The organism is Formosa sp. Hel1_33_131 (genome assembly GCF_001735745.1).
GTDB lineage: Bacteria > Bacteroidota > Bacteroidia > Flavobacteriales > Flavobacteriaceae > Hel1-33-131.
Map to the genome: position 1 here is coordinate 1,526,255 of NZ_CP017260.1, position 17,085 is coordinate 1,543,339.

At 37.6% G+C, this 17,085-nt stretch carries 11 protein-coding genes; 7 read left to right on the forward strand and 4 right to left on the reverse strand.

Annotated elements, in window-relative coordinates:
* Positions 1–335 precede the first annotated feature (335 nt).
* Positions 336–2,636 (reverse strand): inorganic phosphate transporter, encoded by a 2,301-nt coding sequence (locus tag FORMB_RS06960; protein ID WP_069676765.1) that lies wholly within the window; start codon positions 2,634–2,636, stop codon positions 336–338.
* A gap of 69 nt (positions 2,637–2,705) precedes the next feature.
* Positions 2,706–3,911 carry a porin gene (locus FORMB_RS06965; protein ID WP_069676766.1) on the reverse strand — a complete coding sequence of 402 codons (1,206 nt, stop codon included), beginning with the start codon at positions 3,909–3,911 and terminating at the stop codon, positions 2,706–2,708.
* Positions 3,912–4,151: 240 nt separating this feature from the next.
* Between FORMB_RS06965 and FORMB_RS13000 the strand changes: the two genes are divergently transcribed.
* Entirely contained in the window at positions 4,152–4,289 is a 138-nt protein-coding gene (locus FORMB_RS13000; RefSeq protein ID WP_157498090.1) for a hypothetical protein, read from the forward strand.
* 109 nt (positions 4,290–4,398) lie between these two features.
* Positions 4,399–4,758, forward strand: a complete 360-nt coding sequence (locus FORMB_RS06970; RefSeq protein ID WP_069676767.1) for a toxin-antitoxin system YwqK family antitoxin — start codon at positions 4,399–4,401, stop codon at positions 4,756–4,758.
* Positions 4,759–4,831: 73 nt separating this feature from the next.
* Here FORMB_RS06970 and FORMB_RS06975 read toward each other — a convergent pair whose 3' ends face one another.
* Positions 4,832–7,666, reverse strand: coding sequence for a TonB-dependent receptor (locus FORMB_RS06975; protein WP_069676768.1), 2,835 nt, complete (start codon positions 7,664–7,666; stop codon positions 4,832–4,834).
* Between the two features lie 77 nt (positions 7,667–7,743).
* The gene (locus FORMB_RS06980) at positions 7,744–8,994 is read right to left on the reverse strand and encodes a hypothetical protein (protein ID WP_069676769.1); all 1,251 of its coding nucleotides are present in this window, start codon (positions 8,992–8,994) and stop codon (positions 7,744–7,746) included.
* A 185-nt stretch (positions 8,995–9,179) separates the two neighbouring features.
* Between FORMB_RS06980 and FORMB_RS06985 the strand changes: the two genes are divergently transcribed.
* The 5 genes from FORMB_RS06985 to FORMB_RS07005 all read left to right on the forward strand — a co-directional run bounded on the left by FORMB_RS06985 (position 9,180) and on the right by FORMB_RS07005 (position 17,073).
* Complete coding sequence (locus FORMB_RS06985) at positions 9,180–10,520, forward strand: deoxyguanosinetriphosphate triphosphohydrolase (RefSeq protein ID WP_069676770.1); 1,341 nt, start codon at positions 9,180–9,182, stop codon at positions 10,518–10,520.
* A 55-nt stretch (positions 10,521–10,575) separates the two neighbouring features.
* Positions 10,576–13,251, forward strand: a complete 2,676-nt coding sequence (locus FORMB_RS13235) for a T9SS type A sorting domain-containing protein (RefSeq protein ID WP_069676771.1) — start codon at positions 10,576–10,578, stop codon at positions 13,249–13,251.
* A gap of 10 nt (positions 13,252–13,261) precedes the next feature.
* Positions 13,262–13,753, forward strand: a complete 492-nt coding sequence (locus FORMB_RS06995; protein ID WP_157498091.1) for a hypothetical protein — start codon at positions 13,262–13,264, stop codon at positions 13,751–13,753.
* 159 nt (positions 13,754–13,912) lie between these two features.
* On the forward strand, positions 13,913–16,045 hold the full coding sequence (locus tag FORMB_RS07000; protein ID WP_069676773.1) for a WD40/YVTN/BNR-like repeat-containing protein: 2,133 nt from the start codon (positions 13,913–13,915) through the stop codon (positions 16,043–16,045).
* 53 nt (positions 16,046–16,098) lie between these two features.
* Positions 16,099–17,073, forward strand: coding sequence for a T9SS type A sorting domain-containing protein (locus FORMB_RS07005; protein ID WP_069676774.1), 975 nt, complete (start codon positions 16,099–16,101; stop codon positions 17,071–17,073).
* Positions 17,074–17,085: the final 12 nt, after the last annotated feature.

Here is a 17,085-nt window from a genome sequence, read left to right on the forward strand (position 1 = left end):
TGATTTTAGTGATTTTATAATTAGTGCTTTGTGTAACACCAAGTTATGTGAAAACACTAAAAACGGTAAACACTTTAGTGCTTAAGGTTTACGGTTAGTTTATATGCAGACTTACGGATTTAAGGGGGTAGTCCCTGCAATCTCTACGACTCTTTTACACTAAGCTGTCCCGAATAAGGGGTTTGTACTGGTAGTGATTGAGGAAGCGCTGGTTCAATAAGCAAAAGAAGCTGAAGGCGATGACTGCCTGATGTGCGGGTCTTAGTAAGGTTTAAAATCAAAAAAGCACCTAGTTCAAATTAGGTGCTTTTTTACGTAGTCAAATAAATTAGTGTTTACTCATTCTCATCACTGATTTTAGCAGGTTTTACGCTACTGTCATATTCTGTGTGGTATTCTTCTAACAAGCCTGTTGTAGCATTCAACAAGTCTTTGGTTTCTAGTAACAAGCTAAAGTAAAGCGTCGTATTTTTCGGACTCGATTCCTCGGTACGGGTTCGTTGTACTTGGGCCTCAATATTAGATTTAAGAATCCCTGAAATCTCATTTTTCTGCTCAATAATCGATCCTATTTTTTCGAAGGATTCGGAGTTAAAAACCACAATCGCTTCAGAGAATAATTGTTGTATGGCATCATTGATTTGACTCAACTCTTTAATTTGATTGAACTTCAGTTTTTTGTGATTGTTATGAACGTGCTTATGACTCACTTTAGTAATATAAGTCAAGGATTGCGCCATGTCCTGAAGGTACCCTAAAATAAGAATGTAAAAATTACTGGCCCCGATACTCGATTCATCTAAGTTTTTAATAAAGTAAAAGATATTATCTCTCAATTCATCCACTTCATCCGAGAGCTTAATAATTTGCTTTTTGTTCTTTTTAAGGGAGTCTAAATTTTGTTGAGCAAGGCCGTTGAAAGCAGCTGCATAAATTTTCTTACCACGATTTAGAACGTTTCCAATATTTTCTGCACTCTCAATAATCACCCCCTGAACAGAACTACTTTCTGTTTTTTTCAAACGGTCATCCGATGCAATCTCTTGGGTCTTTTTTCTATGAACGATGGAGCTTCTAATAAGTAAAGAAATCGCAGTTAAAAGAAGAATTGGAAACATCACTTCTAAGTTCAAGTTTAGCAAGTAGGCAACCAAAGCCGCGGCACTAAAAGCACTAAAGGCCGTAAAGAACCAACCGCCAATAACATTAAGCACTCCTGCTACACGATATACAGCACTTTCTGACCCCCAAGCTCTATCGGCTAAGGAAGTTCCCATCGCAACCATAAAGGTCACGTAGGTTGTTGAGAGTGGTAATTTGTAGGAAGTTGCAATAGATATTAAAACAGCCGCTACCATAAGGTTTACAGCCGCTCTGACCAAATCAAAAGCAGGCAATTCATGCACCTTGTTTTGAGTTAATTTTATGACCGGTTGTTCAAATTGTTGTTCAATTTTTTCTTGCCAGGATGTCGGTAAAACATAAGCTGAGAATTTTGAAGCGCCCATTGCAAACCTCACAAAACCACGGGATAATGTATTGGGTTGAAAACGCTCTTTTGTTTCCCCTTGACTAGACAAATCTAAAGACGTCTTAACAACATCTTTTGCCTTCGTAGAAAACCATAAGGTCACCACCATCACCATTCCAGCGCCAAACAACAACCAGTTGTTGGTAGGAACTTTAGAGGCCAATACATCCATTGGAAATTCAGAGGCTGAAACGCCAGATGCCGACCATTCTATAAATGCATTATAAGCAGCTACGGGAACACCAATAAAGTTCACAAGGTCATTACCCGCAAAGGCCAATGCCAATGCAAACGTTCCAACAATAATAATGAGCTTATAAATATTCACTTTTGCAAAAGCAATCAGTACATAAGACAATAAAGACCAGATCACTGAACTAATCAATACAATAGTTAAGACTTGCATTTCTAAGAAATCTTTCATTGTTTCCCCACCAAGGATATCAAAAGATTGTTTGGCGTATGAAGTTCCTTTCAAACCTTTCATAAAGATAAAATAGGTAATCGCAGTCAGTGCAATTCCACTAAAAAGAGCGCCTACCCAATGTGCTTTTCTTTCGAAATTATAGGATAATAAGAGCCTAGACACCCATTGCACGAGTGCTCCAATAGAGAATGCAACCACTACCGAAAGGAGGATTCCGAATATAATTTGAGAAGCTTTTGACGTATTTATATAATTTACGACTTCGCTAAAATCACCGCCATTTGCGCCAATTTTAATCAATGCCATTGCGACGGCTGCCCCTAATAATTCAAAGACAATAGAAACCGTTGTTGAGGTTGGCATCCCTAGGGAATTAAAGAAATCCAGAAGCAAAATATCTGTGATCATGACAGCCATGAAAATAATCATAATCTCGTTGAACATAAATTCACTCGGATTAAAAATTCCTTTTCGCGCTACTTCCATCATTCCACTCGAGAAAATCGCACCAACAGCGACCCCAACACTGGCCACAATCATGATGGTCTTGAACGAAATTGCCTTGGAACCAATCGCTGAATTTAAAAAATTCACAGCGTCATTACTAATTCCAACGACCAAGTCAGCAATAGCCAAAAAGGCCAAAGCGATAATCATATATAAATAAATATTTTCCATAATATAGTTTCTATTATTTGGCTAATTTCTTAAGACTTTCGGTTTGTAAAGTTAAGTTAATGTTATGTTTTAGAAATGAATATCGAACCCGAGTCTAAAAGTGATATTATCTTCTTGACCGTCCAAGGTTGTATAGCTTATATCACTTTGAACCTTCAGCTTATGTCCAACAAGAAATCTATTGAATCCTAATGTATATTGTTTAGAAGGAAGTGTTTCTGTAATTGATTCGTAATCTAGTGTTGTAAAACGTCCTGCAATCTCGTAGTTGTTTTTAAATAAATATCCAGCCTGTAGGTTTAAAGCATTTCCTGTCAGTACAATATCGCCCGTTGGAGTAATTCCATCTGCTTCTGTAGCTATAACATTGTCCGCCGTACGTTTGGCATATTCAGCCATAAATGAAACTCCATTGTATTTAAACATTGCATCTACAAAAACAGTTGTTTGGTTGGTTTCAAAAATAGTTTCATCAGTTCTAATCATGTAGTCCCCTGCAAAACCGCGTTCACGAACTGCATTTTCATTAAAGTTGTAAGTAACCCCCACCATTAGTTTCGATGTCCCTTCTCTTTTTAGATCTGACTGGCTGTAATCTCCTTTAGATTTAAAGGCTCCAAAGGGTAAAAACTCCAGTCGAGCAGTGTACTGTAGCCCACCTTCATTTCCTTCAGTGACGTTACGACCTTCGCCTTGTGATATGGCAAATTTTTCGCGCATTAAAAAGTTACCACCTAAGTTAGATTTGTGACGGATTTGGATTCCTAAATCACGGTCAATATTAAATCGACTATTTAATAAAGAACGATCAATTAACTGCAAATTAGCAGAAGATACTACACGTTCCACATTACCTGGAAGTTTTGTTTGACCTGCCCATAGCTCCCAGTTTTTTGAAAACTCCCACATAATTACAGCATCTAAAATATATCTGGGTGTGTTTCTGTTAAATTGATTTGCCCCAGAAATATCTCTATTTGATAACCCTAACTCTAGTTTGTATCTTAATTTTGGGCTGTAAGCAAAACCGTCAAATTTTAAACGTGAACGACGAACAATAAAATTATGCTCTGGACTTACAAATTGGTTTCCGTCGTGATCCCATGAGGACATAGAACGCACTTGAAAGCGTGGTGCAAATTTCACACTAAATGTGCTGTCTTTTGCTACGAAATTGATCAGCCCTTTTCCAAAGGTAGTATCACTGATTTCTTGAGATTGAACGGTTGTAATTGCAATAAGAACGATTGCCACAGATAGAATTCTGAATTTCATTAGAGTATTAGTTTTTGTCGATGCAAATAACTTAAACTAATGTTATCTTAATGTTTCCTAAAGATTAAGATAGAATGAAAAAAAGCTGCCTGGCCAAGGGCAGCTTATTAGAAATCATCATTTTTGTAGTCGACAAAAACTAATACATTACAATGATACTAATTGGTTGTCTAGACTCTGTAAATATTATAATTAATCATGAATCTAGTGTAAGGGAAACGTTAAGGAATCATTAAACCTATGAAATGGATAGATGAATCGGTGGATTTAAAATCAAATTTTATAGGATTGTTGGGCTTCTTTATTTTTAATAGTTTACCATCAAGCTGTTGTAAAAGAGGTTCTAAATGGTATCCTTACACTGGTGTTTTTGATTAAAGCGCGTCAATTCGTAAACCCTCATGTTAATTTAATGTAAACAAATTGTTGATTTTGTGTAAATTTTTGTATATTTATAATCTAATTTAGAACTTCAATACACTTTATTATGAAAAAATATATACTTATAGGACTTGTTTTTATTGGAACATTGGCTTATGCTCAAAACACAAACCAACCAAAACTAGAAGCCAAAGGCGATGTGACATTAGCGACCTATTTTTATGAAAACGGCGCCATTCAACAAGAAGGAACCTTTGATAAAAAGGGTAAACTAGAAGGCCTTTGGACCAGTTATGATTTTAAAGGGAATAAATTATCTCAAGGTAATTATAGTAATGGAATTAAAACAGGGAAATGGTTTTTCTGGACTGAAAATTCTTTAAAAGGGGTCGATTTTGTAAATTCAAAGATTATGAATGTCAATGAATGGAATCTTAAATCGGAACTTGCAGTAAGCATGAACTAAAATCCCATTATATAAAACAAAAAAAGCACCCACAGGGGTGCTTTTTTGTGTTATAATCAAGTGACTAATTCAATTAAAATTTATAAGAATACCCTATAGATACTTCTGTGCCAGGTTGGAAGCTAGAAAAAGTTTTTGAAGCAGTCTTGTAAGATTCATAAACGCTTTCTCTTTTACTGTTAAGAATATTAGAGACCTTTACATCGATAGTTGATTTTTTGTCTTGGCCAAAACTTTTGTTAAGCGTAAAGTTGAGGCTGCTAAACGGTTTTGTATATACATCTGGAACAATTCCAGTTCCTACCACTTCCAATGTTTTGCCTTGGACATTAAAAAACAACCCAGTTTGAAGTCCTGTATCCGAGTTGGTATAGTTTAGCCCTGTATTAATAAGGAATGGGGATTGGCCTTGTAAATCTCTTGTGTCTTCAATAGACTCTCCATCTCTTGCCGCTAATACACGTCTGTTATATTCGTCTATGTTCATTGTTAATTCTGAATTAATATAGGATGCGTTGATGTTAAACTTAAGTTTATCTAAGCTTTCCAAAATAAATCCTAATGATTTTCTAAATTCAAACTCAATTCCATAAACCTTTGCAGAACCCAAGTTTTTAGGGGTTATTTGATCCGGAGCTGACTCGTAAAAAGTTAATTCTATCGGATCTGTGAAGTCTTTGTAAAAGGCACTAAAAGCAAACATTTCACTGCCCTCTCCAAATTTTTCAAAACGGACATCAAAATTATTAATATAGGATGGCGTCAAATCAATATTTCCAATAAAAAGACGGTTTGTAATGGCATCAAAAATTTGACTTTTTGAAGCTTCCTTAAATGAAGGACGTGCTGTTGTTCTTGAATAAGACCCCCTTAAGTTTTGTTCATCTGTAAGGCTGTAAATAATATTAGCAGACGGGAATACATCAAACGTATCTATTATTTTAGAATTTTTGTACACGTCTGTAGCTGCCTGGTTTTGCCCTGTATAAAAGGTCTGAAATAATTCTGTACGTATGCCCAACACTGTTTTTAGTTTTTCTGTTAAACTAAATTCATTTGACGCATACATTGCCGTGATTCGTTGCTCCCCTTCATAGGCATTAGCTTGTTCAAAAAGATCTCCTGTCACCAAATGTGTTCCAACGCCAGTTTCTGGTGTCCATAAGTTATTTTCAGTCAGTAAAGTATCTGCATCTCCATTTTCTACGGAAAGACCTGTTAATGGATTTGTGACTGTAAACGTATAATCGTCTATTTTGAAATCTCTAAATTTATAGGTATAACCACCACCAAATTTAACTTTTGCAGGGTTGTCAAAAAGCGTATATTTTTTATTGATATCTAGTTTCCCAACAAGGTTAATCTCTTCAAGAGTTCTCCAGATTCTTATGGGATAGCTGGAGGCACTTGGACTGATAAAAGAGGTCCCTTCCTGAGTCAACTGTAAGGGTGTAATTCGGTGATCTTTGTCGTACACTCTGGATAGGGATGGTGATAGTTTCCAGTCCATTTGCCACCCACTGTCTCTAAAGGAATGTGTTCCTGCTAATAAAATATTTGAAATTGATCTTTCGGTGTAAAGGAGAGCATCCTTTGTAATTGGTTCAAAACCACTTCCACCCCCTGCTTGTGCGAGTTGCTGTTCATATTTTCCAGCGGTGCTTTCACCATTTTGTATATGAAGGAAGTTTAATTTGTATTTTGAATTTTCACGCTTGTATACAAGTCCAGTAAGCACATTTAACAATACCGAATTAACCCCAACTTCTCCCAAAGTCGTACGCGTTGCCAAGAGGTCATTGTTAGAGGCATTATTTTGATCTCTCATATAGGTTCCATCCACTCTATTATCATAGAACTCCGTTTTGTTCTTATAAGAAAAGGACAGTTGATACCCCAGTTTATTGTCTCCAACTTCATATTGATTTCCCGCTGTAAATCCAAAGTCGTAATTAACTCCACTTTCTGATCTTTTTGCTGTTAATTCTTTATTGAACGCTTCCGTAAGCGCTGTTAAAACAGACGAATTTGCAAATGTACCAGGAATGGGTTGATACCTGTTTATCGGTCTTTTTCTCATGCCATCATCAAAGCCAAGCCAATCGGTATTACTCCCACTGTAGCTCAAGTAATTTGAGTTTAAATGCATATTAGGATTGTAGGATGTTCCTATTGAAAACGCATAGGATTCTTTGCTTGGGTAATCTTTGGTAACAATATCAATAACACCCCCTGTGAAATCTGCAGGATATTCGGCTGCAGCAGATTTAATTACAATCACATTTTCTAAAATATTAGTAGGGAAGATATCCATTTGAATTGTGTTTCTGTCTGGATCTAAGCCTGGGATGTCCACACCATTTAATATGGATTTAGTATAACGATCTCCCAACCCTCTAACATACACATATTTGCCACCCTGAATTGAGACCCCAGGAACACTTTTAACAGCACTGGCGATATTACTCGCACCACTACTTTTAATACTCTGAGCCGAAAGTCCGTCTAATAATGTGATCGACTTTTTCTGTAAGTCTAATACTGCAGACTCTGTATTTTTTCTTATAGTAGTTGTTATAACAATGGCATCTAATGAGTTTGTGTTAAGCGTTACATCTACAATCACCTCAGAATTTGGCGCAACGTTTACGTCAGATATTTCAATAGATTGATAGCCAATATAAGAGAAAATAATAGTGTAAATTCCTTCAGAAACTTCAAGTTGATACTTGCCATCAAAATCTGAAGTAGTTCCCGTTGTGGTGTTTTTGACGAGCACATTTGCAAATGCCATAGGTTCATTATAATCACCGTCGGTAATTGATCCTACGATTTTTCCAGATTGAGCTGTGAGTTGAAGCGCAAGAAAAGTTGTGAGCAAAAATGATGTTAGTTTGTGTATTTTCATAGTGTGTGTTTAAACAACAAACAATTGCCCGTGAATGAACACAAGCAATTGTAAAGTTGACTAATTTTTATTTTTAATTAGAATCCTAATTCTGCTTTAGTATTTGCATAAGTCCAACTGAGCAATGAGGTTGTAGCTCCAACAGTACCTGCACCTTGCGCCACAGCGGTAGCTGTAGAGCCAAATCCATTAACTTCAACTGAAGCAGCTTTATTTACAAATATGTCCGTAACCTCAGAAACACCAGCAGGCAATACAATTTCCCATGCTCCAAAAGTTAATAATCCATCGTTATAGTTTGTAGCAACCCCATCGTTGTCTAATTCTACATCTGAAGAATCTTTAAAACCGTAAGCATAAATATTTTCTGTTCTTCCCATAGCACCAGATCGATAATCTGCGTATTCACCATTTTCAGTGACAGAGTTCCCAACGATCGTTGCATTTTTTAATGTAAATGAACCTGTTGTAGTTCCTTCAGGACCATCTATCTCAAATGCATGATCAGAGTTAGCTCCCAATATAACAACCGCATTATCAATAGTTCCAGAATAAGCTTGGTCAATATCTAAAGCATCATCGCCTTGCGCCCAAACCAATAGGTTAGAAGCATTTACCGTACCTCCAAAAAACTCAATACCATCATCAACATTTGCTACCACTTCGATATTTTCGATTATAGTACCAGATCCAACGCCACCAAGCGTTAAGCCATTGATTTCATTTCCTTCTCCAATTAGAGCACCCCCATGACGAATGGAAATATATTGATAGACTCCTGAGTTATCAGAAGCATCAGTACCACCATAAAGACCGAAAGTGTCATCTGCAGGAATTCCCTCAATTTGTACGACCTCTACATCACCAGAAAACGAAGATGGAGCATAACCTAACACGATTAACCCTCCCCAAAGTCCAGAATTTGTTTCGTCTAAATTTGTTCCAGCAGTTTGTCCAATTTCAATATTATCATTTATGGATGTGAAAATTATAGGTTCTGTTGCTGTACCTACAGCATTTAATTTCCCGCCTTGAGCAACAATAAGTGCAGACGCTAAAGAACCAGTTCCTTCAGTACCCTTAATTATAGTTCCAGCTTGTATTGTTAATACAACTCCGCTTGATACCACGACTTTTTGGTTAAGCACGTATATATTGTTACTTGTCCAAGTCGTGCTTTCAGAAATCATTCCAGAAACGGACACGATATTGTCTCCTGGATTGACTGGGTTATCAGGGTCTTGAAGAATTGGCGGAGCTTCATCGTTCATACATCCAGTAAACGCAAGTCCTATAATTGCTGATAAAGTAAAAATTGTTTTTTTCATTTTAATTTTTATTAATATTTTAGTTAATTATTGTTAGCACAAATTAAAAGCTTAGAGCGCTTAATGAAGTTACATCACGTTTACATAACCATTAACAAAATGTTAGGATGTGATTCCTTATTCTGAATTTTAGAAACAATTAATTAACATTGAAATTACTATCTTGCAGGTCAATACCAGATAACATGAATTGGGAACAATTACTTTCTTTAAAGCGTCAAGGAGACACCAACAAACGACTTAGAAATGAGCAGGATGAAACCCGTTTAGGATTTGATGTTGACTACGATCGCATTATTTTTTCACCTGAATTTAGAAGTCTTCAAGATAAGACGCAAGTCGTGCCGCTTTCTTCAACAGACTTTGTGCATACACGACTCACACACAGTCTTGAAGTGAGTGTGGTGGCACGTTCTTTAGGGAGAAAAGCAGGGGTGAAAATTTTAGAAAAGCATCCCTATCTCAAAGAAGTGCATGGGTATAAAGCGAATGATTTTGGAGCCATTGTTGCTGCAGCGGCATTGGCACATGACATTGGGAATCCCCCTTTTGGTCATTCTGGTGAAAAATCCATTGGGCACTATTTTAAAAATGGACCAGGTCAAAAATTTAAAGACCAACTCAAGCCAAAAGAATATCAAGATTTATGTGATTTTGAAGGAAATGCGAATGGATTCAAAGTCTTAACGCAAGACAAACAAGGAACAAAAGGAGGGCTAAGATTGAGCTACGCCACTTTGGGCGCCTTTACAAAGTATCCTAAAGAATCACTCCCTGTAAAGCCAAATGCACATATTGCTTCTAAAAAATACGGCTTTTTTCAAACTGAAAAAACCAGCTTTTTAGATGTTGCAACCGAGTTAGGCTTAAACACACTTAGCACTGAAAACGCACAATTTTCTAGACACCCATTGGCCTTTTTAGTCGAAGCAGCCGATGATATTTGTTATACCATTATTGATTTTGAAGATGGGATTAATCTTGGATTAATTGAGGAAGATTATGCCCTCGAGTATTTGATTAATTTAGTAAGAGGCACCATCAATACCGAAAAATACAGCGCACTTCCTTCTACAAAAGAACGGGTAAGTTATTTAAGAGCTTTAGCAATTAGTACCCTGATTGAGGATGCGGTTCACATATTTATGGCGCATGAAAAAGAGATTTTAGCAGGGAAATTTCATGTTTCTATACTTGATAAAAGCAAATACCAAGCACAAATAAATGACATCATAAAACTCAGTGTAGAGAAAATATACAATTCCGACGAAGTTATCGACAAAGAAATCTCAGGCTTTGAAATTTTAAATCAGCTTTTGGATCGATTTATTTTAGCAGTTAATAATAATTATGAGAATGCGCCTACAGCTTATGACAAACTGTTGTTGAAACTTCTTCCAGACGAGATAGACGTTCATAATGACAGCCTTTACACAAGGATGCTAAATGTTTGCTATTTTGTATCCTTATTTTCCGATACAAAAGCGGTATTAACGTATAAAAAAATTAAGGGCTTGGCTTTTTAGTATCATTTTCTTATATTTGTATAGCCAATTTTGCTTTTTAAGAAACCCAAATCTTATGAAAAAGCACTACAAATTCCTATTACCCTTCGTTTTACTCTTGTCTATTTTTTGGTATTACAACCAAAATGAGGGCATTGAAACATCAAACAAACCAATTTCACTGACCTCCGAAAATTCAGAAACTTTAAAGTCTAAAGTTAAGCCCAAAAACTCAAGGCAACTTTTTGCTCAAGACCGATTGTTGCATGAATTTAACATGCAAAAAAATCCACTTTCAGGAACCATTCCAATGGAAGAAAAACAGCGTGAGTTTGACAACACGCTTTCAATAAAACAAGAGGGGCGATCAAACAGAACCACTTCGAGTACTTATGTTTCTAGAGGCCCTTCAAATTTAGGAGGCAGAACAAGAGCCTTTGCGGTGGATTTGACAGACGCAACTAGTAATACACTATTGTCTGGAGGTGTGAGTAGCGGTTTGTTTAGATCCACCAACGGCGGAACTAGTTGGACGAAAGTATCTGCTAATGATGAAATTCATAATGTCACTGCCTTGACTCAAGACCCTAGGGCTGGGTTTCAAAATAATTGGTACTACGGAACCGGGGAATGGACAGGAAATTCTGCCTCTTTAGGGGCAAGTTATAATGGGCGTGGTGTATGGCACTCTTCTGATAACGGTCTTACATGGGCACAATTAGCGGTAACCAGTTCTGTTTTTGAAAGTTATGATAGTGATTTTGACTTTATTAATGCTTTAGAAGTAAATCCTGTAAGTGGTCATTTATTTATAGCAACAGTAGGTAGTATTTACAGATACGATGGCACTAATTTCACACGTGAACAACAATCTTCAGGTTGGACTGATGTTATTATTGCTACCACGGGCAGAGTTTATGCAAGTTTAGAAGGGTCTGGCGTATGGACCTCCCCAACAGGGAATGGTTCTTGGACACGGATTGCACAAAATGGAACGCCTACAGCTTGGGCATCAACAGGTAGAATTGTCCTGGCAGAAGCCCCCTCCAATACCAATATTATTTATGCGCTCTACGAAAATGGAAATTCCAACGCTATTGAAGCAGACTTATGGAAATACGATTTAAGCACCACTACATGGACCAATTATTCTGCCAAACTTCCAGACGAACCAGGAAATGATTCACCAGGTAATGATCCTTTTGCGATCCAAGGAGGCTATGATTTAGTGGTGTCGGTAAAACCAGACAATGAAAACTTTGTAGTCATTGGAGGGACCAATGTTTATAAAATTGAAAACATTGTAAATGATGCCACTTTTGTAAGAATTGGGGGTTATGCCAACAATAATGGGTATGCTCTTTATAGCGTTGGAGGTGTCAATCACCATTCAGACATTCATGCGTTAGAATTTGATCCTAACAACGATGATATACTTTATAGTGGCACAGATGGGGGGGTTCATAAAACGGTTGACATTTCCGCTGCGACGATCCCATGGCAAAGCTTAAATAATGGTTATGTGACCTATCAATATTACCATGTAGCTTTAGACCCCCAATCAGGAAGTAATATAGTAATTGGTGGCGCACAAGACAACGGAACGACAAGAGGTGGTACGGACGCAGGTTTAGCTGACAATACGACAATGCAATCCGTCTTTTCAGGAGATGGTGTTGCCGTCGCAATAGGAAGATTAAGCACTCTTACCAATTATCAATTATATGTTGGAGCTCAGCAGGGGATTTTCTACAGGGATAATAATGGATATACTGACATTGCTCCAGCGAATTCAAACAGTCAATTTGTGACTTATTTTTATTTAGATCCGGATAATAATAATAATCTTTATTATGCAGGAAATCAAACACTATACAAAACAAATAGCGCCACTACTGTTACACCAACAACTTGGACCAATGCTGGCACTCTAAATACAAACGAAAATTTAAGAACCTTTGCAACAACAAGAGGTACTTACAGTGCAGCAAGTAGTTATATGTTAATTGGCGGTAATAATGGGAGTGTTTTTAGATTTGATGATCCAGCCAACACAGCAAGTTTAAGTGCAGCTGTGAACATCACACCGAGTACATCATCAAGCGGCTCTATTGTAAGTGGCTTGGCGATTCATCCAACGAATCCAGACATTGTATTGGCGGTTTATGCAAACTACGGAATTAATAGTATTTTTCTAACTACGAATGCTACTGCGGCTAGTCCGACTTGGACTCTGGTAGAGAAAAACTTACCTGCGCACTCTATTCGATCCGCAGCCATTACGACCGTGGGTACAGAAATTATATACTTTGTCGGAACGGCGAGAGGTCTTTATAGCAACTCAGACCCAGTAAATAATAATTGGGATCTTGAAGGCGCTAATACCATCGGATTGGCAGTCGTCAGCAGCCTTGCATACAGACCTTCAGATAAAAAACTATTGATTGGTACACATGGAAATGGGATGTTTGAGACCACTGTTGAAGGGTCCTTATCCACAAAGAACTTCAATAAAAATACGGACTTGTATTCGTTTCCAACTCCTACACTAGATGTGTTGAACTTTAGAAGCTCTACCATCGATTTTAGTAAGGAGATTGCCTATGAGATTTACAGTCTTACTGGCAAGTCTGTTTTAAAAGGAACCTTAAACAATAAAAAAATAGATGTCAGTAGATTGAATTCAGGCATCCATTTCGTGAACCTCAGAGCTGCAAACACGAATCACACACTAAAATTCATTAAAAACTAAATATTTTTTTATGCAAAGGGTTGCTCTAAGATTTATTTTTTTCATCATGATTATGGGCTGTGCTAGTAAATACAACCTTGAACCAAACACCATAATAAATACAAAAGAGTCGTATTATACGGAATGGAGCTCCCCTGTTAGAGACGGAGGTTCTGGGTATTCGACCTACATCGTTTTAGATGAAAAACTGGATTTAAATACCAAACAAATTGAAATTCAAGGGATCTATTTTCAAGATAAATACAGTGCTCTCAAATATCAAAAACCGCGTTTTTATCAGGGATTTATAAAAAAAAAAGCCAGCACCAATACTTTTGAAATGGATGAAGGAATGAGTCCCCCCTCGGATAAAGAAGCCGTTAACGAGGACATTCCATTCAAACTGACAGATCAAGAAGCGGTAATCGTTTATAAAGTCAAAAATGCTCTGAAATATATTAAAATAGGACTTCATAAAAAGGAAACTTTAGTATTTCCTATGTATAACAATAATAGTTTTTAAAAAAGGTATCGTCTAAAAAGTAATTTTAGACGATTTTTTTCGTGGTTATCAATCAATTAGGAATTTACAGGGTATTTGAACACAATTTTTTCTAGAGTCATTTTTTTTTTTTGTAGCTTGCACCTAACCAATTTGCTTTTGTAATAAAAACTAAATCTTATGAAAAAGCACTACACACTAGTATTTATTTTAGCATTCTTAGTTTCTTTAGGATGCTTTTTACTCAACAATAACACAACCACTGCCGAGACAGTGAGAGTCAAACACAAAACATTTTTAGACAACAGTCCCTTTAAAGAGACCAAAGGACTTACTAAAACACAGCGAAAAGCGAAAAGCTTACCGCCCAATGCTTATTTTGAAGAAGAGTGGGAGCTTACAATGAATCCCGAAAAGGGACGTCCAACTCCTGAAAATTTAGAGGACATACGCGAGCAGCTTAATGCAGAGATGTCTGAAAGAGTCCCAGGAGATGCAGCCGACAATAATTGGATCTCAAGAGGTCCAGACAACGTAGGTGGTAGAACCAGAGCCATTATGTTTGATCCAAACGACGCCACAAATGAAACTGTTTTTGCAGGAGGTGTGAGTGGAGGTCTTTGGAAAAACACAAACATTTCCAATGCAAACTCAACTTGGACTCGTGTTAACATCCCTGAAAACTTAAACATTTCTACGATCATTTCAGACCCTAACAGCTCGACTACATTTTATATAGGTACTGGAGAATCGTATGTTGCGGGCGATGTAAACGGGGATGGTGTATGGAAATCTTCTGATTCAGGTGCGACTTGGACTAAAATATTCGGAGGTATTTCAGGCGCCACTAGTTTTCAGTCGGCATCTGATATTACAGTAAATTCACCCGCTGGAATTGCAGGAAATTACCAATCATTTCCAACCACAGCATTTGGACCAACTATTACAGCTACTCTTACCGCAGATCTGATTTTAGCAAACGACCCTACTGGGGTTGCTACAGAAGCTTGTAACGCTTTTGGAGCCACGGTAACTGGAAAAATTGCCGTCATACGAAGAGGTAATTGTAATTTTACTGATAAAGTGAAAAATGCTCAAAACTCAGGAGCTATTGGCGTTATTATGATGAATAATGTAGATGGTGCTCCCGTTCCAATGGGAGGGACAGACTCTACAATTACAATTTCATCCGTCATGATTTCAAAAGCGGACGGAGATATTTTAGAAACCGCCTTAAATGCAGGAACGGTGAATGGGTCTCTAAATCTTGCAGCCGGAACTTTCACTGGGAATTTAGTTCCAGGGATCCAACATATTAATGACATGAAAATCAGGAACAATTCAGGCGTTTCTGAGTTGTACGTTGCAGCTGGGGACACTTTTTATGGGACTGCCAATGCGACCACATATCTCGGCGGCCCTGAGTATGGACTCTACAAGTCCGTTGATGGAGGTGCAAATTGGTCTGAAGTTTCAATGCCGTTAACGGCTAACAACCGAAAGCATTGCCCGAATGATATAGAGATTGCTTCCGACAATAAGATTTGGGTATCTACAACAGAAAGTGCTTTATTTGAGGAAGGCGGAGGAGTAATATTTTCCTCAACGGATGGAGTTACCTTTACAACAGCTTATACGGTTCCAGATGCAGACCGAACACAAATAGCAGTTTCTAGTACCACAGCAAATAAAGTGTACGTTTTAGCGGAAACTTCGACAGGGGTTACAATGAGACGAACAACAACGGGTTTTGTACCCGCATCTACCGTCGTAAATATCACCCCTCCAAATGATGCAGATACTGGGATTTCTGCAGCAGATTTCACAAGGGGGCAAGCATTTTATGACTTAATGCTTGAAGTGGATCCAACCAATGATGACATTGTTTTTGCAGGTGGAATCGATGCCTTTAAATCTTCGAATCAAGGGATTACTTGGGATCAATTAACTCATTGGTATGGGGGATTTGGATTCCAGGATATGCACGCCGATCAACATGCAGCAACCTTTGCACCTAATGACAATAATAAAATGTTGTTTTCTAATGATGGAGGCGTATTTTACTCGAGTAATGGCGGCACAACTATTTCGGAAAGAAATAAAGGACTTATTACCGGTCAGTTTTACACGGTAGGCGTAGGACCTACCACGGCGTTCCCTACTGGGGATGTCTTTCAGGAGGCTTACAAGATAATGGCACCCAGTTATTTCAAAATGCATCAACTACTGGACCAGATAGCACTACCGAACCTTATGGTGGCGACGGGGCTTACACCTTCTTTGATCAAGATGGCGCCGACCGCTATTTTATAAGAAACTATGTATTTAATCAAGGAATTAATTTATATAATTTTGACGGTGCAAACGTGACCATTAATAGTGAAGGCACAAATAATGGTTCCTTCATCAACCCTGGTGCATTAGACTCTAATTTGGATATCTTATATACCAATTACAGTACAACCGCAAATGGAAATTTAATTAGAAGGTATTCTGGAATTAAAACGCAGTGGACACTTACTAAAACCACTTTATCGGATGCAAGCTTTGATAACCGACCAACAGCCTTTACTGTTTCGCCACATACGACTACTTCTTCGACCTTGTTTGTAGGAACGGTTCTTGGGGATGTTTTTAAAATCACCAATGCCAATACAACTCCTATTTGGACTGAAATAGAATTGCAAAATGTCATCGTTGGGAGTATCTCTGATATTGAAGTAGGAGCTTCAGAAAATGAAATTTTTGTAACCATTCATAACTATGGCGTAGAAAGTATTTGGTACACAAACAACGGTGGAACCTCTTGGGTAGCAAAAGAAGGAAATCTGCCAGATATGCCTGTGAAATCTATTTTACAAAACCCATTGAACTCAGAAGAAGTCATTATAGGCACAGAACTAGGAGTTTGGTACACGAATAATTTCTCATCGGCATCTCCTAGATGGTCTTCCTCTTTTAATGGAATGAGGAATGTAAAAGTATTGGATCTGGATGTTAGAAATGATAATATGGTTTTTGCAGCCACCTATGGAAGAGGCGTTTTTTCTGGGATGTTTACTGCAGCACCGCTTAGTGTCAATGAAGAAGATGTATTTGCGAATGCAATCAAACTATTCCCAACAATTTCTAGCGGACAATTCACCCTAATATCTACCAAAACCGTTGGATCAACGCAAGTGGATATCTATTCCATTGCAGGAAAGAACGTCTATGAGACCAAGGTTGATATACAACAAGGTTTAAGAAAAGAATTTGATCTGAATTTAAATCCGGGGATGTATTTAGTTAAGTTGAAAGGATCTAATTTTGAGACCACCAAACGGATCATCATTCAGTAATAATCGACAGAT